The sequence below is a fragment of the Granulicella pectinivorans genome (assembly GCF_900114625.1).
Lineage (GTDB): Bacteria > Acidobacteriota > Terriglobia > Terriglobales > Acidobacteriaceae > Edaphobacter > Edaphobacter pectinivorans.
In genome coordinates, this window is sequence record NZ_FOZL01000001.1 from 3,217,010 (window position 1) to 3,241,301 (window position 24,292).

General features: G+C 61.6%; 23 protein-coding genes and 1 pseudogene. 10 read left to right on the top strand and 14 right to left on the bottom strand.

All coding sequences use genetic code 11. The features are described 5' to 3' along the window. Position 1: 1 nt before the first annotated feature. From kdsA to BM400_RS22985, 5 genes and pseudogenes are all read right to left on the bottom strand, one after another. Positions 2–847 (bottom strand): 3-deoxy-8-phosphooctulonate synthase, encoded by an 846-nt coding sequence (kdsA, locus tag BM400_RS12745; protein ID WP_089839506.1) that lies wholly within the window; start codon positions 845–847, stop codon positions 2–4. Positions 848–1,177: 330 nt separating this feature from the next. Then, a complete protein-coding gene (locus BM400_RS12750) occupies positions 1,178–1,921 on the bottom strand; it encodes a response regulator transcription factor (RefSeq protein ID WP_089839507.1) in 744 nt (247 codons plus the stop codon). Positions 1,922–2,195: 274 nt separating this feature from the next. Next, positions 2,196–2,441: a hypothetical protein gene (locus BM400_RS12755; protein WP_089839508.1), complete on the bottom strand. Its 246-nt coding sequence runs from the start codon at positions 2,439–2,441 to the stop codon at positions 2,196–2,198. A gap of 12 nt (positions 2,442–2,453) precedes the next feature. Further along, positions 2,454–2,951: a CYCXC family (seleno)protein gene (locus tag BM400_RS12760; RefSeq protein ID WP_245781856.1), complete on the bottom strand. Its 498-nt coding sequence runs from the start codon at positions 2,949–2,951 to the stop codon at positions 2,454–2,456. A gap of 361 nt (positions 2,952–3,312) precedes the next feature. Next, a pseudogene (locus BM400_RS22985) lies at positions 3,313–3,390 on the bottom strand (H-X9-DG-CTERM domain-containing protein); the annotation flags it as partial. A 62-nt stretch (positions 3,391–3,452) separates the two neighbouring features. On the opposite strand from BM400_RS22985, the gene BM400_RS12765 reads away from it, so the two are divergent. Beyond that, positions 3,453–3,935 (top strand): hypothetical protein, encoded by a 483-nt coding sequence (locus BM400_RS12765; RefSeq protein ID WP_089839509.1) that lies wholly within the window; start codon positions 3,453–3,455, stop codon positions 3,933–3,935. On the opposite strand, the gene BM400_RS12770 is transcribed toward BM400_RS12765, so the two are convergent. Genes BM400_RS12770 through glmU form a run of 3 tightly spaced genes read right to left on the bottom strand, consistent with a single transcriptional unit; the run spans position 3,932 to position 6,806 of the window. Next, the gene (locus tag BM400_RS12770; RefSeq protein ID WP_089839510.1) at positions 3,932–4,219 is read right to left on the bottom strand and encodes a 4a-hydroxytetrahydrobiopterin dehydratase; all 288 of its coding nucleotides are present in this window, start codon (positions 4,217–4,219) and stop codon (positions 3,932–3,934) included. The two genes, BM400_RS12765 and BM400_RS12770, sit on opposite strands and share 4 nt — an antisense overlap. 9 nt (positions 4,220–4,228) lie before the next feature. Then, complete coding sequence (locus BM400_RS12775; protein ID WP_245781857.1) at positions 4,229–5,380, bottom strand: response regulator; 1,152 nt, start codon at positions 5,378–5,380, stop codon at positions 4,229–4,231. 10 nt (positions 5,381–5,390) lie between these two features. Then, a complete protein-coding gene (gene glmU, locus BM400_RS12780; protein WP_089841895.1) occupies positions 5,391–6,806 on the bottom strand; it encodes a bifunctional UDP-N-acetylglucosamine diphosphorylase/glucosamine-1-phosphate N-acetyltransferase GlmU in 1,416 nt (471 codons plus the stop codon). Positions 6,807–6,857: 51 nt separating this feature from the next. Between glmU and BM400_RS12785 the strand changes: the two genes are divergently transcribed. The 5 genes from BM400_RS12785 (at position 6,858) to BM400_RS12805 (ending at position 14,485) form a co-directional block, all read left to right on the top strand. Then, positions 6,858–8,201, top strand: coding sequence for a sensor histidine kinase (locus tag BM400_RS12785; RefSeq protein WP_089839512.1), 1,344 nt, complete (start codon positions 6,858–6,860; stop codon positions 8,199–8,201). Positions 8,202–8,554: 353 nt separating this feature from the next. Further along, positions 8,555–8,980, top strand: coding sequence for a TonB family protein (locus tag BM400_RS12790; RefSeq protein ID WP_089839513.1), 426 nt, complete (start codon positions 8,555–8,557; stop codon positions 8,978–8,980). 419 nt (positions 8,981–9,399) lie between these two features. Further along, positions 9,400–11,691, top strand: coding sequence for a TonB-dependent receptor plug domain-containing protein (locus tag BM400_RS12795; protein ID WP_245781858.1), 2,292 nt, complete (start codon positions 9,400–9,402; stop codon positions 11,689–11,691). Positions 11,692–12,141: 450 nt separating this feature from the next. Beyond that, the gene (locus BM400_RS12800) at positions 12,142–13,422 is read left to right on the top strand and encodes a pyridoxal phosphate-dependent aminotransferase (RefSeq protein ID WP_089839515.1); all 1,281 of its coding nucleotides are present in this window, start codon (positions 12,142–12,144) and stop codon (positions 13,420–13,422) included. A 97-nt stretch (positions 13,423–13,519) separates the two neighbouring features. Then, positions 13,520–14,485, top strand: coding sequence for a hypothetical protein (locus BM400_RS12805; RefSeq protein ID WP_089839516.1), 966 nt, complete (start codon positions 13,520–13,522; stop codon positions 14,483–14,485). A gap of 263 nt (positions 14,486–14,748) precedes the next feature. On the opposite strand, the gene groL is transcribed toward BM400_RS12805, so the two are convergent. After that, positions 14,749–16,422, bottom strand: coding sequence for a chaperonin GroEL (groL, locus tag BM400_RS12810; RefSeq protein WP_089839517.1), 1,674 nt, complete (start codon positions 16,420–16,422; stop codon positions 14,749–14,751). A gap of 72 nt (positions 16,423–16,494) precedes the next feature. Then, positions 16,495–16,791, bottom strand: a complete 297-nt coding sequence (locus tag BM400_RS12815; protein ID WP_089839518.1) for a co-chaperone GroES — start codon at positions 16,789–16,791, stop codon at positions 16,495–16,497. Positions 16,792–17,271: 480 nt separating this feature from the next. On the opposite strand from BM400_RS12815, the gene BM400_RS12820 reads away from it, so the two are divergent. Both BM400_RS12820 and BM400_RS12825 read left to right on the top strand, forming a co-directional pair. Beyond that, positions 17,272–17,901 carry a carboxypeptidase regulatory-like domain-containing protein gene (locus tag BM400_RS12820; protein ID WP_089839519.1) on the top strand — a complete coding sequence of 210 codons (630 nt, stop codon included), beginning with the start codon at positions 17,272–17,274 and terminating at the stop codon, positions 17,899–17,901. A 14-nt stretch (positions 17,902–17,915) separates the two neighbouring features. Then, positions 17,916–18,644, top strand: coding sequence for an SDR family NAD(P)-dependent oxidoreductase (locus BM400_RS12825; protein WP_245781859.1), 729 nt, complete (start codon positions 17,916–17,918; stop codon positions 18,642–18,644). A gap of 123 nt (positions 18,645–18,767) precedes the next feature. Here the strand turns inward: BM400_RS12825 and BM400_RS12830 are convergent, their stop codons facing one another. From BM400_RS12830 to BM400_RS12840, 3 genes are all read right to left on the bottom strand, one after another. Further along, a complete protein-coding gene (locus tag BM400_RS12830) occupies positions 18,768–19,574 on the bottom strand; it encodes a tyrosine-protein phosphatase (RefSeq protein ID WP_089839521.1) in 807 nt (268 codons plus the stop codon). Positions 19,575–19,706: 132 nt separating this feature from the next. After that, positions 19,707–20,405 (bottom strand): phosphoribosylformylglycinamidine synthase subunit PurQ, encoded by a 699-nt coding sequence (gene purQ / locus BM400_RS12835; RefSeq protein WP_089839522.1) that lies wholly within the window; start codon positions 20,403–20,405, stop codon positions 19,707–19,709. 172 nt (positions 20,406–20,577) lie between these two features. Then, positions 20,578–21,474: a LysR substrate-binding domain-containing protein gene (locus tag BM400_RS12840; RefSeq protein ID WP_089839523.1), complete on the bottom strand. Its 897-nt coding sequence runs from the start codon at positions 21,472–21,474 to the stop codon at positions 20,578–20,580. 82 nt (positions 21,475–21,556) lie between these two features. Here BM400_RS12840 and BM400_RS12845 point away from each other — a divergent pair, with 82 nt between their 5' ends. Beyond that, entirely contained in the window at positions 21,557–22,060 is a 504-nt protein-coding gene (locus tag BM400_RS12845) for a GNAT family N-acetyltransferase (protein ID WP_089839524.1), read from the top strand. 153 nt (positions 22,061–22,213) lie between these two features. On the opposite strand, the gene BM400_RS12850 is transcribed toward BM400_RS12845, so the two are convergent. After that, on the bottom strand, positions 22,214–23,551 hold the full coding sequence (locus BM400_RS12850) for an alpha-amylase domain-containing protein (RefSeq protein WP_089839525.1): 1,338 nt from the start codon (positions 23,549–23,551) through the stop codon (positions 22,214–22,216). A 120-nt stretch (positions 23,552–23,671) separates the two neighbouring features. On the opposite strand from BM400_RS12850, the gene BM400_RS12855 reads away from it, so the two are divergent. Further along, positions 23,672–24,211 carry an AI-2E family transporter gene (locus tag BM400_RS12855; RefSeq protein WP_089839526.1) on the top strand — a complete coding sequence of 180 codons (540 nt, stop codon included), beginning with the start codon at positions 23,672–23,674 and terminating at the stop codon, positions 24,209–24,211. Positions 24,212–24,292: the final 81 nt, after the last annotated feature.

A 24,292-nucleotide genomic window follows, 5' to 3' on the forward strand; every position in this document is an offset into this window, starting at 1 on the left:
GTTATTGACCGAAGCCTTCGGATTTTACCAGCCGGTCCAGTGCAAGCAACGACTTGATCAGCTTTTCGAACTCCGCGAGCGGGACCATATTGGGACCGTCCGATGGTGCATGATCGGGATCGGGATGCGTCTCGATAAAAACCGCCGCAATCCCCGTAGTCACCGCGGCCCGCGCCAGCGTCGGAACGAACTCCCGCTGCCCGCCGGAGGTCGTCCCCTGCCCGCCGGGCTGCTGCACCGAGTGCGTGGCATCGAACACCACGGGCGCGCCCGTCTCGCGGACCATGATCGGCAGTCCCCGCAGGTCCGACACCAGCGTGTTGTACCCGAAGCTCGTGCCCCGTTCCGTCACCATCACGTTCGGATTGCCCACCGACGTAATCTTCGCCACGACATTCCGCATGTCCCATGGCGCGAGAAACTGACCCTTCTTCACATTGACGATGCGCCCCGTCTCCGCCGCTGCCACCAGCAGGTCAGTCTGACGGCAGAGAAACGCGGGAATCTGCAAAATGTCCACCGACTCCGCTAACAACGCGCACTGCTCCGGGAGGTGAACGTCTGTGGTCACAGGCACGCCATGCACCTCGCGCACCTCCGCCAGAATCGGCAGCGCTTCGTGGAGCCCCAAGCCCCGCTCGGACTGCGTGCTGGTGCGGTTGGCCTTGTCGAACGACGACTTGTACACCAGCCCGAAGCCCAGCCGGGTAGCGATCTCCTTCAGAAAACCAGCCACTTCCAGTGCCTGCGCACGCGACTCCAGCACACAGGGTCCGGCAATGATAGTGAGGGGAAGGGAGTTGGCGATGCGAAGATCGCCGGTTGCAACGATAGCGTTTGCTTTCATGTCTGAACCCTAGGTTAGCGCACCGGAAGACGATTGTGATGCCAGGCATCCATCCCCGAAAATTTGTGGGTTTTATGAATTTTTAACAAATAGGTCAACTTTCGCGACCATCCGCCGATGCGGAAGATACGTTCTCATCCGTTGGGTACAGAAAAGGGTGTGAGACTCATGACAGGCAAGCCTCTATGCAAGCAGTGTGGACGTTCGGAGACGCGACGCATCAATCGCCAGGGATTCTTTCAAAGGGTTGTGATGTACAAGCTGGGCTATGTGCCCTGGGAGTGCGTCTTCTGCCGTAAGCCCTTCTTCGTCGCCCGGGATTAGCCCTGTCTAGGCCGGCTTGGCCAGAAAACGATATCCAACCCCACGCACCGTCAACAGATGAACGGGGTTGGCCGGGTCGTCCTCCAGATAACGGCGCAGGCGAACGATAAAGTTGTCGATGGCACGCGTATCCGTGTCCTCATGCACCCGCCAAACCTGCTCGAGAATGTCCTTCCGCGGCACGACTTGTCCTTCGCGGTCGGTCAGATACCGCAGAAGATCCGCCTCCATCACCGTCAAATGCGTCGTCTTGCCGGGAGCCACAATCTCAAGCGCATCGAAGCGAATCGTCCGGTCACTGAAGCTGTATGCATCCGGAGCCTCCTGCGCGCTCGGTCGGGATGCATTGGACTGCCACGCCGTACGCCGCAAAAGGCTCTTTACCCGCACCAGCATGATGTTCAGGTCGAACGGCTTCGGCAGATAGTCGTCCGCACCCGCCTCCAGGCCCTCCAGCACATCTTCCGGCCGCGATCGCGCCGTCAGCATGAGGACAGGGAAGTACCGTCCCGCCTCCCGCAGTGCACGTACGATCGTAAATCCATCGGCCCCGGGCAGCATGCAATCCAGCACCACTGCGGCCGGGCTCTCCGGACCGTTCGATGGACAGCCAAGCAGATACGTCAGCGCAGCATCGCCGTCCGCCTCATGATGCGTGCGATATCCCTCCGCGCGCAGGTTGAACAGCAGGCCGTGTGCCAGGTGTTCTTCGTCTTCCACCAGAACGATGAGGGGATTGGGCTGGGTCATGGATGCTCAGGGCTTTGATGTTTTTTGTGGCAGAAACTCGATCGAGACTAGATGTCCGGCGGGTTTGAAATCGAAGTTGGCGGTAATCAAGGTGCTCTGCGGATGTTCTTCGGCCAAGGCGACTCCAAAGGCGTCCGCATATGGAATCTTCAAATTCCCCTTCAAGACGCCAGCACGTACGGCTTGATCGTCTCGTGGAGGATCTTTTCGATGCGGACCCTTACCGGTTTATTGTCCAGATACCGGAGAACCGGGCTCGCATCGCGCACGTAGATCACCATGGAGAGTTCTCGTCTTCTTCGCGGCGTTCCTGCATCAGCGCTTCCGCCGGTTCATACGGGCCGCCCAGCATGCCCGGAGTCTCTCTGATAAGACGCTCGATCTCCGCAAGATGCGGACGAACAGCAAGCGAGTCGATCGCCACTGTCACTGTGTCACCGGGCCGCAATGCAAAGCGTTCCATCCCATCCGGTGTGATAGCCAACCCTTCTGCTGTTCCGACCGCGGTCGTCGTAGCCATAGTCGCACCTCGTTACAGAGCAGCCTTTTCCAGATCGACATTCATCCACAAGCCCTTCTCGATCCCAGCGCGAATCTGCGCCGGAGTCTTATGCAGCTTCGTCTGCTGGTAGCTGTAGACAGCCTCTTTCATGCAGGTCGAGCACGCCGCCCCATGCGTGCCCTCAAAGCAGCTATGCAGACTGTTGTGGCCCATCTCACGGTCGCAGCGGCAGTAGCACGGCTGCTGATGCAGCACATTCGGAATCTTCGCCGCCATCTTGTATGCGATCACCTGGTACGGATGCGAGAAGTACGGACCCGTCAACTGGTTCCCACTCATCACTGGAGGCAGCGGCTTCGACGGAGACAGCGCGTTGTAAGCCGGAATATCGTCCTGCGGATTCGACCACTGTGCCGCAGCGGCCAGCGTCACCAGACCCACCACCAGGCAGCCCGCAATGCGCTTCAACAGAGGATTCTTCCAGAAAGAGTTCTTACGCGGAGAGGGGGTCGAGGTCGTCGCCATCATGCTCTCCATCATAAATGTTGTCGAGCCCACACGCTCAACAGCAAAGCGGACCGTCTCCGACACAAAAAAAAGGCGGCATGAACGGTGTTTTGTTCATGCCGGGAGGCCAGTGACGCAACTCGCTTCGATCGGGACTGCCAGACTCAAGTGCCAGATCGAGAAACTTTCGGAACACACTCTATGTGTTCCTGTAGAAAGAGAATAGCACATATCCTCTATCTCATAGAACACAGCCTGCCGAAAAAGTTGCGAAAAGCTTCAAGATGCAATTAAGCCATTTAGAATCAATCGTTTTATTCGTAAATATTATTTACAGAAACTGGAACGCCGCTTGATTCCAATATCAGAATTTCCATTTCCACTACAAAACGGCAGGTGACGAGCCGCGTGTACCGTCACAAAACGCCACTTGCGTGCCACCAACATCGAGCGAACGCGGTCATCTCCCACACACAGATGTCTGTTCTATAGTGATCTCCGAGTTGTGCAGGGATCCCTATCGTGAATGAACGTCTTGTCTTTCTGTTGTCTATCTCTCTGGCCGAGTTTGGTGCGTCCGCAGTCTTCTTCCTTCTGCTTCCCCAGTTGCTGCTCACAGGCGGCTTTCAGGACACGCTCGTCTACGCGTTCGCCCATGCTCTCCCGGCGCTCAGCGTCTGGGCGATCCTGATAGTGCTTACGCTCGTCCTTGCCCCCAAGCTCTGGCGCCGCCGGCAGAATCGCACCAGCAAACTCTCCCTCCTGGCACGCATCGGAGTTCTGGGCCTCGTTATCGACGCTCTCGCCAGTCTTTACCTCTGGCTCCGCATCTCCGATGAAGGCTCGTTCGACAAGGGATCGCCCATTCCGGGCGTGCTCGTCCACCTCGGCCTTTACGCAGTCCTCTTCGCCCTTATCGTGGCCCTCTCCGATCAGGTCGCGGCCTGGTACCACCGACGCAACCCGCCGTCGATTACGCCGCCACCACGTTTCGGTCGACCTTAGAGAAGCGGAAATGCCTCATCCAGCTTCGCCACCATCGCCGCGTCGCGATGCGTAACCCCTCCGGCGTCGTGGCTGACCAAACCAAGCCTTACCTTGTTGTAGCGGATATCAATATCCGGATGATGGTCGGCCTCCTCTGCCATAAAGGCAACGCGATTCACAAAACCCATCGCTTCGGCAAAGTCGGCAAACGCCCAGTCCCGCACCAACTTGCCTCCCACCATCTTCCAGCTCGGATGGGTCTCGGTCAGCGCAGCAATCTCGTCCGGTGTCATCGTCTTCATGGGTATCTCCTAACCATTGGATGCCATCGGTCCGAAGTCAAGGTGCAGCGCAGCCAGCGAGAGCGGCGCATCGGCTCGCTTTTCAATCGAAGCCCGCAGGTCGGCCCATCTCTTCAGCGGCATGGCGAGAAACACCGTGACCAGCGCCGGATCGAACTGCCGCCCCGACCACCGCGCAATCTCCTCCCGCGCGGCCTCGAAGCTGGCACCCTTGCGATACGGCCGGTCGGACGTAATCGCATCCAGCGTATCTGCAATCGCAAAGATGCGCGCTCCCAGCGGAATCTCCTCGCCTTTCAGCCCGCGCGGATAGCCCGAACCGTCATAGCACTCCTGGTGCGCCAGCACAATCTCCGCCGCCTCCTCCAGGAACGGAATCTTCCGCACCATCTCATACCCCTGCGCGCAATGCTGGCGCATAATCACCGTCTCATCGGCATCGAGACGTCCCGGCTTCAGCAGAATCGCGTCCGGCGTCGCAATCTTGCCGATGTCATGCAGAAACGCGCCACGCGAGATCGTCTTCAGCTCCTCGGCCTGCATCCCAACCTCCCGCGCCATGGCCACGGTGTATGCCGTCACCCTCCGCGAGTGCCCTTCGGTCTCCTCGTCGCGCAGATCGAGCGCCCCGCCCATCGCCTCGATCGTGATGTCATAGCTGCGTTCCAGCTCCACCATCGTCTGCCGCAACCGGGCCGTCCTCTCCTGGACCGCCTCCTCCAGATTCTGCCGATAGAGCGCCGTCTGCCGCCGCAGCCGCCCATGTTCCAGCCCCCGCTCGACCACCGCCTCCAACTGCGCCCGCACAAAAGGCTTCAGCAGATAATCGATAGCGCCTCGCCGAAATGCATTCGTGGCCACATGAATATCATGCACCGCCGTAAACATCACCACCGGAGTGGTAGGGAAGTCCTCGGCCACGCGATCCAGCAGGCTCAGCCCATCCGTCCCCGGCATCATCACGTCCGAGAGCAACAGGTCGAATCCGCCCGCCTCGCGCAGAGCCTCCAGCGCCTGCGCCGCCGAACCCGCCGTCGTAACCTGATACCCCGCCCGATCCAGCAGGCTAGCCACGACGCGCCGTACCGGCTCCTCGTCATCCACCACCAGTATGCTCACCTGCGCCATACTCCGCTCTATCGGCACCCGGAGCGATGCCATGAACAGCGGGCTAGGGAGTCTTCTCCGCTGCCTTCGCCTTCCGCGCCGCGACCCAGCCCGTCTTGGTCACCTGTCGCGCCCTTCCAAACGCCAGCGCCCCATCCGGAACATCCTCGGTAATCGAAGACCCCGCCGCAATATAAGCCCCATTGCCCACCGAGATCGGAGCCACCAGCGTCGAATCCGACCCCACAAATACCCCATCGCCAATCACCGTTGTGTGCTTCTTCACGCCGTCGTAGTTGCACGTAATCACGCCCGCGCCCACGTTCACGCCCGCGCCGATGACGGCATCGCCGAGATACGTCAGATGGTTGGCCTTCGAGCCCTTGCCCATCGTCACCTTCTTCGTCTCGCAGAAGTTTCCGACATGCGCCTGCTCGCCGATCCGGCTCTCCGGCCGCAGATGCGCGTACGGCCCCAGAATCGCGCCATCCCCCACCTCAGCCCCATCCAGAATGCAGCCATTCCGAATCAGCACACTATCTCCAATCAACGAGTGCTGCACCACCGAGTACGATCTCACCCGGCTCTCCACTCCAATCTTCGTCGCGCCCAGCAACTGCACATACGGTTCGATCACCGTATCCGCCCCCACCTCCACCTGGGCGTCGATCACGCATGTCTCCGGCCGAAAGATCGTCACGCCCTGCGCCATCAGCTTCTTGGCCGTAGCCATCCGCATCGCCGCATCCAGATGCATCATCTCTGCGATCGTATTCGCGCCCAGCACCTCGTCCACGCTCTCCGCCTGGACCGCCGCCACGCGCTCTCCGGCCGCGACCAGCATGTGCGCCACATCCGTCAGGTAGTACTCCCCATTCGCGTTCCCATCCGAAAGCAGATCCAGCTTCTCAAACAGCTTCGCCGTCTCGAAACAATAGATCCCCGAGTTGATCTCAGCGACCGTCATCTGTTCCGGCTTCAGGTCCTTCTGCTCCACGATCCCCGCCACCCGCGATCCATCGCTCCGCATCACCCGCCCATACCCATGCGGATTCGCCGGCACAGCCGTCAGAATCGTCATCGCCGCGCGGTCCGCAAGATGAGCCTCGCACAACATACGAATCGTCTCCGGACGAATCAGTGGAACATCCCCGCTCAGCACCAGCAGATGCTCCGGCACCGGTCCGCCCTTCAGTGCGAACCAGGCCTTCACCATCTGCAGCGCATGCCCCGTACCGCGCTGCTCGGCCTGCATCACAAATCCCACGCCCGAGTGCTCGACCGCCTTCTGCACCCGCTCCGCCTCATGGCCGATGATGCAGTAGATCCGCTCCGCCGGCACTACTGTTCTGGCCGCCGCGATCACATGCAGAAGCAGGGACTGCCCGCCGATCTCATGCAACACCTTCGGCCTGCGGCTCTTCAGCCTCGTGCCTTTGCCCGCCGCCATAATCGCAATCGCAAAACCCTCTAAATTCATCGCCAACTCCTGTCCCACCGTATGGTCTCACGACAAGGGTAGAGTAGGAACGTGCACGAAGATCCCAAACTGATCCTCATCACCCTCCTCGTCGAACTCGGCGTCGCCGCTGCCTTCTCCAGTTCGCTCGCACGCTCCAGGGCCTTCAAGAACATCCTCCTCAATCCCCATCGCAGCTTCCGCGACTCCCTCAAGCTGGTTGCGATGATCTCCATCCCGCTCACCCTTGGCGTCTGGATCCGTGTCTCCGTCCAGAACTTCCTCGCCGCCGACATCAGCTACGAGGCCACCATTCTCATGGCCGTCCTCCTCGGCCCCGCCGCCGCCATCATCGGCGGAGCCATTCTCTCCATCCCTGCCGTCCTCCACCACGAGTACCTCTCCCTCCCCGTCAACCTGCTCGTCGCTACCCTCTTCGGCGTCAGCGGCAAGTTCGCCAACATGGAAGACATCTGGTCCTTCTCGCCGATGATCGACCTCAGCATCTACCGCTGGGTTACGCGCAACCTGCGCCGTCCGCACCTCGACCGGCAGATCCTCTTCCTCATGCTCATCACCGCGGTGCAGTTCGTCTCCAGCGTGCTAAGCCACGCCTTCCCGAAACGCTTCTTCGAGCTCTACTCCGGCAATTGGCTCGTGGAGGCATCCATCTGCTTCTGCGCACCGATCGTCGTCGGCATCCCCCTCAAAATCTGGAACGCCATCCGCATCGAACGCGCCCTCGAAGAGCAGGGAAGACTCCTCCTCGAAGCCCGCCTCGACGCCCTCACCCGCCAGATCAACCCCCACTTCCTCTTCAACACCCTGAACAGCATTACCTCGCTTGTCCGCGTCAAACCCGAGCTTGCCCGCGAGATGATCGTCAAACTCGCCAACATCCTCCGCGCCCTCCTCAAAGACCGCGAAGCCTTCGTGCCGTTCTCCGAAGAACTCTCCTTCACCGACGACTACCTCGACATTGAAGTCGTCCGCTTCGGCGAGAAGCTTCGCGTCGTCAAGGAGATCGCCGACGAGACCCTCCATATCGTCGTGCCGAGCATGATCCTCCAGCCGCTCATCGAAAACAGCATCAAGCACGGCCTCGAGCCGCGCATCAACGGGGGGACCGTTACGCTGCGCAGCCGACTCGATGGCCAACGCCTCGTCCTCGAGGTCGAAGACGACGGCGTAGGCATGGCTCCCGAGCGCAACCAGCAACCCTCCGCCGGCAGCCCCCTGGTCCGCCCGGGTACCGGCATCGGCATGAAGAACGTCCGCGAGCGCATGGCTGTTCTCTACGGCATAGAGGCCGAAGTCGAGATCGTAAGCCGTCCGGGCCGAGGCACGATGGTCCGCCTCGTCATGCCCGTCCTCGAGGCCGGAGCCGCCGTCTGGGGTGCAGGCCGCCAAGCCTAACCGTTGCTTCTAGGTACCCCAAGGCTTCAGCCTTGGGTCTCACAGGACCGCCAATCATCCGGGCTTTAGCCCCTGGGGTATGCAGTTGCCTTCGTTGGTTGTCATCCCCGAAGGAAATCCGCGGTTGCTCTTGCCGTTGTCTGTCCCGATCCGTCTTTCATCCTTTCGATTCCTAGTTACGCTTTGCTTGATCAATCCGCCCATCCCAGAAAGAAATTCCAGGCGCATCCCTCCCCGCGCCAGAAATACATCGAAAATCGCCCAGAAATATTTCATTCGCGAAATACGTTGACAATCGTACATCGTGAGAGATATGGTGGTGATGGTTACCCCTAACCATAGGAGCTACAACGATGCGTAATCTGATTGCCGCCGCCCTTCTCCTCTCCCCCCTCGCCCTCGCCGCCCAGACCAACAAGCTCGAAGCCCGTCTGGCTACGCCCGCTCTCGCCGCCGCAACCAACGATGCCAAGCCCACCGCTCCGGTGCGCGTCTCCACCGGTGTCGTCGCCCCCAAGCTCATCCACACCGTCGATATCCAGACCGACGAGCGCAGCATCTATGCCATCTCCGGACTCGAGCGCAAGGTAGTCGTCTCCATGATCGTCGATGAGAACGGTACCCCCACCGATCTCAAGATCGTCCAGGCTCAGGACCCCTCCAGCAACCAGAACGTCCTCGCCGCGGTCGCCCAGTACCGCTTCCAGCCTGGAATGCTCTCCCACCAGCCCGTTGCGGTTCCCGTCAACCTCGAGATTACCGTTCGCCCCGTTCGCTAAACGCGGCGCGATCCATTGCTTCTCTGCACCAAATGAAAGAAGGGCACCCTGTCGAGAGGGTGCCCTTTCTTTTTGTGTCAGCTACCCCCCGGTTACCCCTAACGCGGTGTGCAGCCTTCATGCTTTGAAGGACTATAGACCACCGCTGCAACCTCTGTCCAAACATTTTTTCAGAGGCGTCAAATTAGAATGAAGGAGGTCGTCCGTACCCCCCTCGCCGGCTCACGCCCGTCTCATCCAGAGCAGCACATTTCAGGAGCAACACTCTGTCCACCGCAATCCAGAAGCTTCTCTCTGTCGCGACGCTCGCCACCGTCGCCGCAACCGCCCACGCCGTCGTCGTTCGCGGTACCGTCCGTAGTCCACTCGGTACCCCTATCCCCGGGGCCCGCATCCAACTCATCCAGAACCATCAGACCATGGCCGTCGGCATCACTCGCCCGGATGGCTCGTTCGAGATCCGCAGCGCGCAAAGCGGCCGATTCGTCCTCTTCACCGCTGGCGGAGTCTCGAAGACCCAGCTCCAGCCCAACATCTCCCACGACTTCTACGGCGGAGCCACCGACGTCGTCCTCCGCGACGTCACCCTCGAGGCCACTACCCTCAACGAGACCGTCACCGTCACCGCCACTGGACTTCCGACGCCCATCCAGCAACTTACCGCGCCCGTCTCCTTCGTCTCCCGCGACGACCTCGCCTACCGTACCGGCCTTCTCGACGAACTCCGCCAGTCCCCAGGCGTCGCCATCGTCCAGTCCGGCCAGATGGGTGGCGTAGCCTCGCTCTTCGTGCGCGGCGGCAACTCCGACTCCAACAAGGTCCTGATCGACGGCATCCCCGCCGAGGACGTAGGCGGTCGTTTCGACCTCGGCCTCGTCTCTTCCACCGGCCTCTCCAACGTAGGCAACAATGGTCCTTCCGCCGAGCTCTATCGCGGCCCCAACTCGGCCCTCTTCGGCTCCGACGCCCTCGCCTCCGTCCTCAATCTCTCCACGCCCCGCGGCACTGCTACCAGCCCCGTCTTCACCTACTCCGGCGACGGCGGCAACTTCCACACCTACCGCAACGAGGTCACGCTCAGCGGCACCCGCAGCCGTTACGACTACTTCACGGCCCTCTCGCGCCTGGACTCCTCCAACGCCCTTCCGCTCGACCGCTTCCACGCCGTTACCGAAGCCGCCAACCTCGGGGCATCCCTCACCGCGAGCACGCAGGCCCGCTTCACCATCCGCAACACCACCTCCGTCCAGGGCGTCCCCGGCGCGCACGACTTCCTCGGCCTGTCCGCCGACCAGAAGCAGGCCGACCAGAACCTCTACTCCGGGGCGACCCTCGAGAATCGCACCGCAGGGAACTGGCACAACCTCGTCCGCTATGGCATCGCCCGCAAACGCGAGCAGTTCAACATCTTCTCGAACGCCGGCACCTACGATCCCACGCAATTCGCCTACGTCGGCCCCTCGCTCACTATCACCGGAGCCAATGGCTACAAAGTCACCGGCTCCTCGCCCATCACTTACGCTGGTTCGGCCCCATCGCGTTACGACCAGGTCTCCAACCGCGACGAGCTCTACTACCAGTCCGACTACAGCTTTGGCCGGCACGTCTCAACCCTCTTCGGTTTCCGCTACGAGAACGAGCGCGGGGCCTACCGCTATCCTCTCTACGCCACCGACCAGAGCCTCCAGCGCACTAATTTTCAGTTCACCGGCCAGATCCAGGGCGACCTCCTCGCCCGCCTCTTCTTCTCCCTTGGCGGAGCCATCGAGAAGAATCACCTCTACGGCCTGCGCGGAACCCCCCGGCTGGGCCTCGCCTTCGTCCCCGTCCGGCCCGGCCCGCGCCCCTTCCACGGCACCCGCCTCCGCGCCAACTTCTCCCGTGGCGTGCAGGAGCCATCCCTCGCCGTTCAGTTCAGCTCCCTCTACGGCACCCTCCTCGCGGCCAACGACACCGCCGACATCGCCGCCTACCATGTCAGGCCCCCCAACGCCGAGGAGTCCCGCACCTACGACGTCGGCATCGACCAGAACATCTTCTCCACCGCCCTCATCCTCAAAGCCGGCTACTTCCACAATCAATTCGATCACCAGTACGAGTACGTCGACTCCAGCGCGCTCCAGCAGTACTTCGGCATTACCACCGCTTCCACCATCCCCGGCCTCTACGGTGCCTACACCAACTCGCTCACCTTCCGCGCCCAGGGTGCCGAAACAGAGCTCCAGTACCAGCCTCGCTCCCGCCTCTTCCTCCACTTCGGCTACACCTATCTCGCCCCTCTGGTCGAGCGCTCCTTCTCCACCGACGCCCTCCAGGTCCACGGCGCAACCACCAACCCGCTCTTCCCCAGCATCACCATCGGTGGCTCCAGCCCCCTCGTCGGCCAGCGCCCCTTCCGCCGCCCGCCCAACACCGGCTTCTTCGCCGTCCAGTACACCGGCAAGCGCTGGACCACCGCCTTCAAGGGCGCGATGAGCGGCAAGTCCGACGACTCCACCTTCCTCGCCACGCCGCTCCTCTTGCCCAACCGCAACCTCGACCACGGCTACGCGAAGCTTGACCTCGGCCTCGGATACCAGTGGACCCAGCACCTCGCGGCCTTCACCCAGCTCGACAATCTGCTCTCCCAGCAGCACATCGGCCCCATCGGATACCCCGGCCTCCCGTTCACCATCCGCGCCGGATTCAAATTTCGCATCGGCGGTGAATAGCCTCAGGTACGTTCTTGCGAGAAAAAGCACCGTCATTCCGAACTCCGGTTGGCGCACCTTGCGCCCACCGGACTCGAAGGACCCCGGCGAAACCTGCGCCAACCCAGGACGCCATCGCATTCCGTCGCGAATCCGGCTTTTCTCCGAACCGGCGAACAATCCCGCACAAACGGCCTAAATCCGCAAAAGCAAAGCTCTTCCGCCGTGTGAATCCCGCGTCCCTGCCACACATTTCCCACAGGGTCATGAAAAATCCCATAAATTCTCGACATTTTGTGCGGTTTCAGATTACAGTTGGGGAGACATCCGTCACACGCTGTTGATATATCTCCACCCGTTCCCGTTCTGGTCCATCGGCCCTTAAGAGACGTTGGCACCACCGTATCCCCCGGACGGAATTGATGTGCGAAAGCCCGTCGACCGTCGTCGTGTATCCGAAGGAGAACCACCATGAGATTTGACTCGCAGCATAACCTTGATGGGGTATCGCGCCGCTTGTTCCTGCGCAACCTCAGTGCAGCCGGCGTGGCTGTGGCATCGCTTCCCGCGGCAGCTCTCGCCGCCACCCAGCAGACCGCGACTCCTGCGGCCCGTCCTGCCGGTCGCCGTGGTTTCGGCGGCGGCGCGGACATGGGTGAGCGTCAGCCCCTCCCCTCGGATGCCGTCATCATCAGCTCCAACGAGAATCCCCTCGGACCCGCGCAGTCGGCACTCTCCGCCATCTGTACGACTGCGGCCCTGGGCGGCCGTTACCACCAGGAAGAGACGATGAAGACCATCGCCGTCTTCAACGAGCAGTTCGGCCTCAAGCGCGGCTACTCGGCACTCTTCCCCGGCTCCGGCGGTCCCCTCGATCTCGCCCTCATGTCCAACATCGGCCCCGACAAGCCCCTCGTCTATGCTGACCCCAGCTACGAGCAGGGCCCCCGCGCTGCCGACACCATGAACGCCCCCAAGTTCCCCGTCAAGCTCACCGCGGACTACAAGCATGACGTCAAGGCCATGCTTGCGGCGCACCCGTCGCCCGGCGCCTACTACATCGTCAACCCCAACAATCCCACCGGCACCATGACCCCCAAGGCCGACATCCTCTGGCTCATCAAGAACAAGCCCAAGGGTTCGGTGGTCATCGTCGACGAGGCCTATCACCACTTCTCGAACGACGAGTCGGTCATCGACCAGGTCGCCGCGGATCAGGATGTCATCGTCCTCCGCACGTTCTCGAAGATCTACGGCATGGCAGGCATCCGCGCTGGCTTCGCCGTCGCTCGTCCCGACCTGCTCATGAAGTTCTCGAGCGTCGCCGCTCCGGCCCGTTCGCTCGCCAGCATCTCCATCACCTCGTCCGCCGGCGCCCGCGCCAGCCTCCAGGACAAGGATCTCGTCGCCCTCCGTCGCAAGATCAACACCGACACCCGCAACGACACCTTGGAGTTCCTCACCAAGAAGGGCTACAAGATCGTCCCCGGTTCGCAGGCCAACATGTTCATGGTGGACGTGCAGCGCCCCGGCACGGACTTCAAGAACAGCATGCTCAAGGAGAACGTCGCCATCGGTCGTTCCTGGCCGGCCATGCCCAACTACGTCCGCGTCACCGTCGGTACCCCTGACGAGATGAAGAAGTTCCAGACCGCCTTCGTCAAGTGCATGGACCAGACCCACACCACCATGGGCGCGTCGCTCTACATGCCCGAGCAGTATCATGTTCCTTCGGAACTCTACCGCGGTTAGTCTTGTCCTGTTTTGAAACCCAAAGCCCCGGCCCACAAGCCGGGGCTTTTCATGCGGAGCGAATCTTCCACGAAGAAACGGTGTCTAACAGACTGCCATGAAGAATATCGTTCTCCCCATCGCTCTCTTCGCCCTCACCGCCGCCCCGGTTCTTCGGGCGCAGGAGGGCAGTGTGCCTACCCAGGCACTCGTCCAGCTCGACTCCAAGAATCCCCAGCCCCTCGGCGTCAGCAACATGACCCTCAAGATCGACAACCATCCCACGCAGGTCCAGGCTGTCGTCCAGGTCCTCCCCGCCCGCGCCCAGGTCGCGCTCCTCATCGACGACGGACTCCGCACCTCCTTCGGGCGGAACCTCGAAGACCTCACCACCTTCGTCAACGGTCTGCCCGCCGGCATCGAGGTCCTCATCGGCTACATGCAGAACGGAGGCGTCGTCGTCGCGCAGCCCTTCACCACCGATCACGCCGCCGCCGCCGCGAAGCTCCGCATCCCCTTCGGCCAGGCCGGCATGAGCGCCAGCCCTTACTTCTGCCTCTCCGAATTCGCCAAACGCTGGCCCGGAGCAGCGCCCGAAGGTCCCCGCAATCCCGAAGCGCTCGCCCCCCTCGGACCCGCCTCCGCCGGTGCCCGCAAAGCCCGCTTCGTCCTCATGATCACCAACGGCGTCGACCCCTACAACGGCTCGACCAGCCTCATGAACCAGAACAGCCCCTACGTCGACACGGCCGTGCGTGACGCCCAGCGCGCCGGCGTCGCCGTCTACTCCATCTTCTTCTCCGACGCCGGCTTCCGCGGCGGGCGCGCCAACTTCAGCGGACAGAGCTACCTCGCAGAGGTCGCCGAGGGAACCGGCGGCACCGCTTACTTCCAGGGCACATCCAACCCCGTCTCGCTTATCCCCTTCTTCGAGCAGTTTGAGAAGTCGATCTCCGAGACCTACGTCGCGACCTTCGACGCTGCCGGTCGCGATCTCGTCCGGATCAAGGCCTCCACCGACCTGCCGAAAACCAAACTCCGCACCGCCCAGCTCGTCCGTCCCGGAACCCAACTCGCCGACTAAGGCGTAGTTCTGCCGAACGAGCCCTCTACGCGCGGCTGGTCACTTCGCGACATGTGACTGCTGCGCGTGGCTCTCGGCTTGGTCGAGGACAAACGTCCTCGCGGCTCAACGCGACGCCCAGCACAGGTTGAGTCAGCAACACCGGTATAAAAGTCACGAAGGCTCTGCCGCAGGCACCGTGACCGCCGCCCGCGCAGGGCATGCAAAAGCGAAAGGCCCCGAGTATTTCGGGGCCTTTCGCTTTTCCAGTCTTACCCGGAACTTTAGTACATGCCGTCCATGCCGCCGCCGCCGTGGTTGTGTCCACCGCCGGCTGCTTCCTTCTTCTCCGGAATCTCGGAGATCATGGCTTCGGTGGTCAGCATCAGGCCTGCGATGGAAGCCGCGTTCTGCAGGGCAGTGCGCGTCACCTTCGTCGGATCGATGACACCGGCAGCAACCAGATCCTCGTAAGCGCCCGTTCCGGCGTTGTAGCCGAAGTTCGCTTCCTTGGAGTCGTGGATCTTGCCGATCACAACTGCACCCTCTTCGCCGGCGTTCGAGACGATCATGCGAAGCGGCTCTTCGATCGCGCGACGGATGATCGAAGCACCGATCTTTTCATCGCCTTCCAGCGTCTTGATCAGAGCATCGACCACGGGAGTGCAACGAACCAGCGCAACGCCGCCGCCCGGGACGATCCCTTCCTCGACAGCCGCGCGCGTTGCATGCATCGCATCTTCCACGCGGGCCTTCTTTTCCTTCATCTCGGTCTCAGTAGCCGCACCGACCTTGATCACTGCCACGCCGCCAACCAGCTTGGCCAAACGCTCCTGCAGCTTCTCACGATCGTAGTCCGACGTGGTCTTCTCGACCTGCGCACGGATCTCCTTCACGCGGCCTGCGATATCGTCATCCGCTCCGCCGCCGTCGACGATGGTGGTGTTGTCCTTGTCGATCGTCACGCGCTTCGCAGTTCCGAGATCTTCGATCTTCACACCCTCGAGCTTGATGCCAAGGTCTTCCGTGATCGCCTTGCCGCCGGTCAGGATAGCGATATCCTGCAGCATCGCCTTGCGACGATCGCCGAAGCCAGGAGCCTTCACGGCAGCCACGTTCAGCGTGCCACGCAGCTTGTTGACCACCAGCGTCGCAAGCGCCTCGCCGTCCACATCCTCGGCAATGATGATGAGGGGCTTGGCGGTGCGGGCAATCTGCTCCAGCAGGGGAAGCAGGTCCTTCATCGACGAGATCTTCTTCTCGTAGATCAGGATGTAAGGATTCTCAACGGCAACTTCCATGCGCTCGGCATCGGTCACGAAGTAAGGCGAGAGATAGCCGCGATCGAACTGCATGCCCTCCACAACCTCAAGCTGCGTCTCCATCGTGCGAGACTCTTCAACGGTGATGACGCCGTCCTTGCCAACCTTCTTCATCGCTTCCGCAATGATGAAGCCGATCTGCGAATCCGAGTTCGCCGAGATCGTTCCGACCTGGGCAATCATGTCGCCCGAAACCGGCTTCGAGAAGTCGGAGAGAGCGCCGCCCTGGATGACGCCGTTCTCATCGCGCTTGCCGATGATCGCGGTGACAGCCTTGTCGATACCGCGCTTCAGCGCCATCGGGTTCGCGCCGGCCGCAACCGTCTTCACACCCTCGCGGTAGATGGCCTGGGCCAGAACCGTCGCGGTCGTCGTACCGTCGCCGGCGATGTCCGAAGTCTTCGAGGCCACTTCGCGCACCATCTGCGCGCCCATGTTCTCCAGCGCGTTCGGGAGCTCGATCTCCTTGGCAACGGTCACACCGTCCTTGGTAATCGTCGGCGAACCGAACTTCTTTTCAATGACAACGTTACGTCCCTTGGGTCCGAGCGTTACTTTAACAGCATCGGCCAAAATGTTGACGCCGCGCAGGATAGCCTGACGCGAATCTTCTCCATGCAGAATCTGCTTTGCCACGGTGTATCTCCTAATGTGTCTCTTTGGTTGTCATCCCCGAAGGGATCTGCGGTTGTTGTTCGCAGACAACAGTTACTTGCTCAGAATTCCGAGGACTTCTTCCTCACGCATGATCAGCAACTCTTCGCCATCCAGCTTGATCTCGGTGCCCGAGTACTTGCCGAACAGGATGCTGTCGCCAGCCTTCACATCGAGAGGGAAGACCTTGCCTTCGTCGTTGGACTTGCCCTTGCCCACGGAGATCACTTCGCCCTGCTGGGGCTTCTCTTTGGCCGAATCCGGGATGATGATTCCGCCGCGGATGCTCTCGCCCTCTTCAATACGACGAACGAGGATACGGTCGTGCAGCGGTGTGAATGACTTTGACATTGTCTTGCATCTCCTTGGAACAGTTTGGTTTATCGCTTCAAGATATAGACCGGCAGGATGGAACCGGCTGCATGGGTATGCCTGCGGTTAGCAGTCGCACCCTTCGATTGCTAACAATAGGCGCTCCCACCGCACCCTGTCAACCCACCTCGCGTGAAATCTGAGTGAACTTCACGCAACCTTTCATTCCTCTTCCGGCCTCCGGGCGAAAAGTTGTCGTCTCGCCATCCAGATACCCCAGCGATTCAGCCTTGGGTTTCCCGTGACCCGTCGATCAAATGCGCCTTGGCGCTTCGCTTCCTTCCGGACGCGTCAGAGACAACAGGCACCCCTAACCCCAATGGCACAAACAATTTGAAGCCCCTCAGATACCCCAAGCAGCCCTCCATCCGTCTATCCAGCATCCGTTCCTTCACACGCCCGACACAAAACCCGTAGAATGAACCCTAACGATTCTCCGCAGCAAATAAAGGTCAATCCATGCATCACAGGACCCGCACTCTCGCTATCGCCTCTGGTCTCCTCCTCGCCGTCGTGCCCGCTCTCCCGGCGCAAGACAATCACAGCCGTGGCCGCAAGTACAAACCGCCACCGGAGACCTCGCACATCGAGGTGATCGTGACCAAGGGCTACAACCACAAGCCCATCGAGAACGCCGCGGTCATCTTCCATGAGCTGCGCGCCGACGGCGGCGACGAGGGCAACCTCGAGGTCAAGACCGATCCCGACGGCAAGGCCGTCATCGACGTCATCCCCACCGGATCCAACGTCCGCGTGCAGGTACTCGCCAACGGCTTCGCGACCTACGCCGAGGACTACCTCGTCACCGAGTCCAGCCGCCAGATTCCCGTCACCATGCTCCGTCCCAAGGAGCAGATCTCCACCTACGTCGACAACGACGGCAAGGCCTCCAGCCGCAAGGCCGGCGTCCAGGAGCCCATCCGCCCCACCGCCGTCGATCACACCTCGAAGCTCATGAAGCCCGCGGTGCAGGCACCCCGGCCCGCCGGACCGACCGTTGCCCCGCCGGCCCCCGCGCCAGCTGCGGCACCCGCACCCGCCCCTGCTCCCGCATCGACAACCCCACCCGCGACCCCACCGAACCAGTGATGCAAGAGCCCCGATTGACTCGACTCCTCGAAGGCCGGACCGCACTCGTCACCGGCGCGGCCCGCCGCATCGGTCGCGCCATCGCTCTCGCCTACGCCGAGCAGGGCGCCGCCGTAGCCATCACCTACCGCGGCTCCAAAGATGACGCGGCTCAGACCGTCCGCGACCTCGAAGCCCACGGCGTCAAGGCAGCCGCGATCTTCTGCGATCTCACCGCAGAGGCCAGCGTAACCGCTGCGGTCGCGGAGTCCGTGGCGCATCTCGGCGGCCTGGATCTCCTGGTCAACAACGCCGGTCTCTTCGCCTCCGCGCCCCTCGAGGACATCACCGCCGCCGACTGGGACGGCATGTTCGCCGCCAACACCCGCGGCCCCTTTCTGATGGCGAAAGCCGCCCTGCCGCACCTCCGCGCTACCCGCGGCCGCATCCTGAACATCGGCTCTCTCGGCGGAACCCACCCCTGGCCCACCCACGGCCATTACTGCACCTCCAAGGCCGCTCTGCACATGCTCTCGCAGACCATGGCCAAGGCCTGGGCTCCCGAGGTCAGCGTCAACTGCATCGCTCCCGGCATGATCGTGCAGGGCGAAGTAGGCCCCGCCTACGAGCACTTCGCCCACAAGACCCCCATGCAGCGCAACGGCACCTCCGCCGACATCGCCGCCGCCGCCCTCTTCTTCGCCACCGGCCCCCACTTCATCACCGGCCAGATGCTCGGCGTAGATGGCGGCCTCGGCCTCTAGCCGTCCTGGCGACACCGCCTTGAACGCAACACACGAAGAAAGGCGGATACGGAAAGGCTTTTGCCGGGACGTATTCGCCTTTCTTCCTTGCGAAGACTCGCTGTGGGAGCAGGGCACCAGACCCTAATTCGCGCGCGTCAACGTCCCCCACAGCCGCTTCAGCCAATTCTCTTCTTCCAGGTTCTCGTACAGCTTCAGCGGTTCCATCTGCGGAGGGAGCGCCGCACCCGTGTAAGCTGCCAGCGGATTGTCCACGCACAACGCATGCGCATACTCCCGCCCATACTTCTTCTCAACCACCTTACGCGCATCGCTCATCCGCGGAGGCCGCGACGAGGTATTGTGCGCATCCGTCGCCAGAAAATGAACCCAGCGGTTCGCCAGCAGTTGGTGCGCCATCTTCTCCGCCGACTTGCCCATCTTGCCTATCACCGAGCCCGCCGTCACCTGGATCAGCAGCCCACCCCGCAGCCAGCTCACTAGCCTCGATGGATCTGCCTGCAGCGTAGGATTTCTCTCCGGATGCGTCAGAATCGGCGTAATGCCCGCCACCTGCATGTTGTAGAAGGTCTCCGTCAGCCCGCGCGGCACGCCGTAGTCCGGCAGCTCCACCAGCAGATACCCCTTGCCGTTGATCGTAAACGGCACATGGTCCGCCAGCGCCGCCTGCACATTGTCGTACGACATGTGAAAGTCGCATCCCAGACCAACCGTCAGCGGCACGCCTTCCTTGGCCAGCCTCTCCCGCAGCTCCTGCGCGATCCCTTCGTAGCGCTCGCGGTCGAAGTTGTACTGGCTGTTGGCGTGCGGAGAGCAGGAGACATGCGTGATGCCGTCTTCAACTGCCATCCTCGCCATCGCGACAGAGGTTTCAAAGTCTTTGGATCCGTCGTCGACGCCCGGAAGCAGGTGGTGATGAATATCAATCATGGCAACGCAAGACTATCACTTTGAGGCAACTGCACGTCTTGACACAAATCCCATTGCCGGAACGGCGAAGCCCCAGGATGAGTCACGAAGTGACCGCCCCGCGCGGAGCGGGCCCGTTCGGCAGGACAGGTCTTAGACCCCGACCGAGAGCGCCTCAGCCATCGCCTTGAACAGCACCAGCCCGTCGCTCGACCCCAGCAGAGCCTCGCTCGACCGGTCCGGATGCGGCATCAACCCCAGCACATTGCGTCCCTCGCTCAGCACGCCGGCAATGTTCTCCAGCGACCCATTCGGATTCGCCCCTGCCGTCACCGCGCCGCTCGCATCTGCGTACCGGAACGCCACACGATTCTGCCCATTCAGCTCGGCCAGCGTGGCCTCATCGCAGAAGTAGTTGCCTTCCATATGCCCAATCGGCATCTTCAGCACCTGCTCCGCGCCCAGCCCCCGCGTAAACGGAGAGTCGGTCGTCTCGGTCCGCAGATGCACCTGCTTGCAGATGTACTGCTGTCCCTTGTTCCGCATCAGCACGCCCGGCAGCAGCCCCGCCTCGCACAGGATCTGGAATCCGTTACAAATTCCCATCACCAGCCCGCCGCCCTTGGCAAACTTCGCCACCGACTGCATTACCGGCGCAAACTTCGCGATTGCGCCCGTCCGCAGGTAGTCGCCATAGGCAAACCCACCCGGCACCAGGATCGCATCGCACCCCTGCAGATCTTCCGAGGCATGCCACAGATAGGTCACCGGAGCGCCCACCAGCGTCTCGACAACGTGATAAGTATCGTGATCGCAGTTCGATCCAGGGAACACCAAGACGCCGAATTTCATGCCTCCAGAATATCATCCGCGGAGAGCGACAAACCGTAGAGAAGGAGCGGCTACGAACGGAAGGGCATGGCGTCAGCGATGCCAGAAAACCCGCCTTTCCAATCCTGTAGTCAGATTCCCGAAGGGAATCGTGTCTGCGTGTGCCACCGTTTGCTCCAGGCCCGGGACAACCTCACCCTGTCGCCGCCCCCAAAGCAATATTCCGGAACTGCGCCACAATCGGCCTCGTCTCCCCCTTCAGGCAAGCCAGCTCGATATGGCTCTTCAGCGTCACATCCCGTAGCGGCAGACAGACCACGTCCGGCGAAGCGATCTGCCGCACGCAGGCCGGTGCCAGCGACACCCCCATCCCCGCGCCGATCAGCCGCAGAATCGTCAGCCAGTGCGAAGCCTCCTGCACAATCTGCGGCCGAAACCCATACTCCTCGCACAGCGCCAGCGGCTTCTCGAACGCCCGCAACCCAGCGCTCCGCGGGTAATACACGAAAGGCTCATCCCGCAGCGACCCCAGCGAGATCGTCTTCTGCCCGGCCCGCCCATGCGTCGCCGGCAGCACCGCCATAAACGGCTCCGAATAGATCGTCGTCACCTCCAGCTTGTCCGAGGGATCCCCATCCCGCAGAACCCCCGCGTCCAGCGTCCCATTCTCCATCCCCTCCACCACCCGCGACGTGAACGACTCATAAAGATGCAGACTCACCTTCGGATACGCCTCGCCATACGCCCGAAAGATCCGCGGCAGCGTCGTCAGCATCCCCGACCCGATAAATCCCAGGTGCAGCGACCCCACCTCGCCCCGCCCAATGCTGCGCGTCTCATCGATATCCCGCTGCATGATCCGCAGCGTCCTCTGCGCCCTCTCCAGAAACGCCTCACCCGCCGCCGTCAAACTCACCGAACGCGACGTCCTCACAAACAGCGGATACCCCAGCATCTCTTCCAGCTTCATAATCTGCTGCGACAAAGGCGGCTGCGACACATGCAGCCTCTCCGCCGCGCGCCCGAAGTGAAGCTCCTCCGCCACCGCGACGAAGTACCGAAGATGCCGAAGCTCGATATCCTGATCCATATCCTTGAGATCATAATCCAGTTAAACAAGATATTGGACGTATCGCCCGCGCCACGCGAAAATCATCCTCAAGGAGCAAGACATGCCTACCCTGACCGATGATTCCAGGACTGCAACCCGCATCGAGATCCGCACCATGCACATCGGCGACGACCTCACGCCCTTCCGAACCCTGAACGAGGAGTGGATCACGCACTTCTTCCAGCTCGAAGAGACCGATCGCAAGACCCTCAACAATCCCGAAGAAGCGATCCTCCGCAAAGGCGGCAGCATCTTCTTCGTCGAAGCGGACAACATCCCCGTAGGCTGCGTAGCCCTCATCCCCATGGAGAACGGCGTCTACGAACTCTCCAAGATGGCCGTCTCACCCACCCTGCGCGGCCATGGCCTAGGCCGTCGTCTGCTCGAGCACACGATCGCGGAAGCCCGCAGGCAGGGAATCAAAGAACTCTTCCTGGGGAGCAGCACCCGGCTCAGGAACGCAGTCCATTTATACGAGTCGCTCGGCTTTCAGCACATCCCACCGGAGCGTCGGCCACCCTCCGCATACTCCCGCGCCGACGTCTTCATGGAGATGTCCCTCTAAGGACTGCACAGAAGAAAGGGATGAGGACGAAGAAACCAACGCGGCACGCGTCGCCGGCGCCTTGGTTGGTTACTCTCCGCCCTCATCCCTCTTGTCCCGGTGAGGCGTTGCGTTGGGACCCCGACTCGCCGTCAAACACAACGCACCCCCTTGTTACGCAGGCACATAAATGCAGTACCCACGCGGAGGAGCAGGGAACTCAGCCCTGCCTTCTGCATCCGTCGTCCTCTCATCCGGATGCGCTTCGTCGTGCCCATCCCACGCAATCGGAACGAACCGCTGGTTCGCCCACTTCGTCTTCACCATGGTGCCCGACCACTGGTTTCCCAGGTTGTTCAGCACGTACACCAGCCCCGGCTGATCCGTGTTGTCGTCATGCCAACCCACCCTCTGCATGATGTAAAGGTCAGGGTCCACATGCAGCACATCCGAAGCTCCTCCGGCATACTTCTGGTGCGCCGCGATCAAGGCGTCAATCCCATTCGGCGAGTTCGGACGGCCCAGCCCGTAGTTGAAGTAATCGTGCCAGAACACGCACGGATACCCTTCATGCACCATGATGTACGAGTAAGCCATCAGCTTGTCGTTCACAATGGCGTTATCGCCCATGTCATGGTTCTCGACGAACGTAGCCGCATGCTGTGGCCTCTTCGTCAATACGCATCCGCCATCGGTCAGGTTGCGCATATCGTAGTGCGGCTGGTCGCAAAGGTCCTTCAGCTTGTACCGCAGCGGAAAGTCGAACGCCGCAATCTGGTTGTCCGTCACCGCATTCACGCGATCCAGCCAGCCATCGATATCCTCCGACCCCGACCAGTACTCTCCCACCACATACGGCTGAAACTCGTTGCCATCCTTCACATACCGGTACTTCGCAAGCTGCCCGATCATAAAGGCGCCAAAGCCCTTCACGAAATCGAATCGAAAGCCCTCGAAGCCGAGCTCTTCAATCAGCAGGCGCGCATACTTGTACATCGCCGCATACACCTCGGGGTTGCGATGGCACAGGTGCGGAAACCCCGCGAAGTGCTCGCCCTCCATCATCACCTGCTCATACCGGCTCGGATGAAAGTGGTTCCAGTCCCGCGGGAACTCACCGCTCTTCGGATTGAACTTCGTCCACCGCATCTGCCCGTCCAGCGGATTCTTCTCTTCCTCATCCGCACCCGAGTTATGGTTAAGCACCATATCCGCATAGCATCCGATCCCATGCTCATGCGCCTTGTCGATCAACGCCTTCAACTCCGCCTTGTTGCCAAACCACGTCTTCGTCCCACCCTTCTGGTCGAAGTCCCCCAGGTCGAAGTAGTCGTACGGGTCATACCCCATCGAAGTGTTGCTCGCGCCCTTTGAAACCGGAGGCAGCCAAAGCGCATTGAACCCCGACGCACCCAACGCCTCCACATGCTCGCTCACAAAGTTCCACCAGTTATGCTCCTGCTGGTCCTCTCGCGGACAATCCCAATAAAACGCCTGCATCATGACAGCCATCGTCTTTACCCCTTTGCATCACCGTAGCCAGAGGCAGAGTTTCTGCATCCTACAGCGTGTGCATCTTTTTACGGATGAACTTCTTTGGCGTCTGATGCCGGAGACGAAAGGCGAGTTGGTATGGACCAAACGAATCTACGAACGACCGCAGCGCCGCCCCCGCCGCGTACGGATGTCTTCTCCTCCGCAAGGCCGCATCCGCTGGACAATCCCTTACGCACGGCCGGCAGTGCACTCCTCAACTGGTGGCGCGCCGCGACTCTGGACGCACTCATCGTTGGCATACTTTGGTTCGTAGGCCTGGAGATCCTGCACGTCCCCCTCGCTCCCCTCTGGGCCATCCTCGGCGCGCTCTTCCAGTTCATCCCCAACTTCGGCCCCATGCTCGCCCTCATCGGCCCAGCGCTCTCCGTTCTCTTTCGGGAGTCCGGCGACATGTCCACGCTATGGTTCGTCCTCGGCCTCTACGGCGTCATCGCCGTCCTCGAAGGCCTCGTCATTGGCCCCTATGTCCTGCACCGCACCACCCGCGTCCCTTGGTGGGCCGCCTTCTTGGGCCCCATCGTCTTGGGCATCGTCATCCCGTTCTGGGGAGTCCTGCTGGCCCCCCCGCTCCTGGCCATCATCTACGCCTTCCGCCGCCCCGCACCGACTCCATAAGCCAACACCGAGATCGCTTTCGCCGTTGCGCTCTTGTCGTTGCGGTTCTGCCGTTGTCGTTGTCCTTTTGGTTCTCATCCC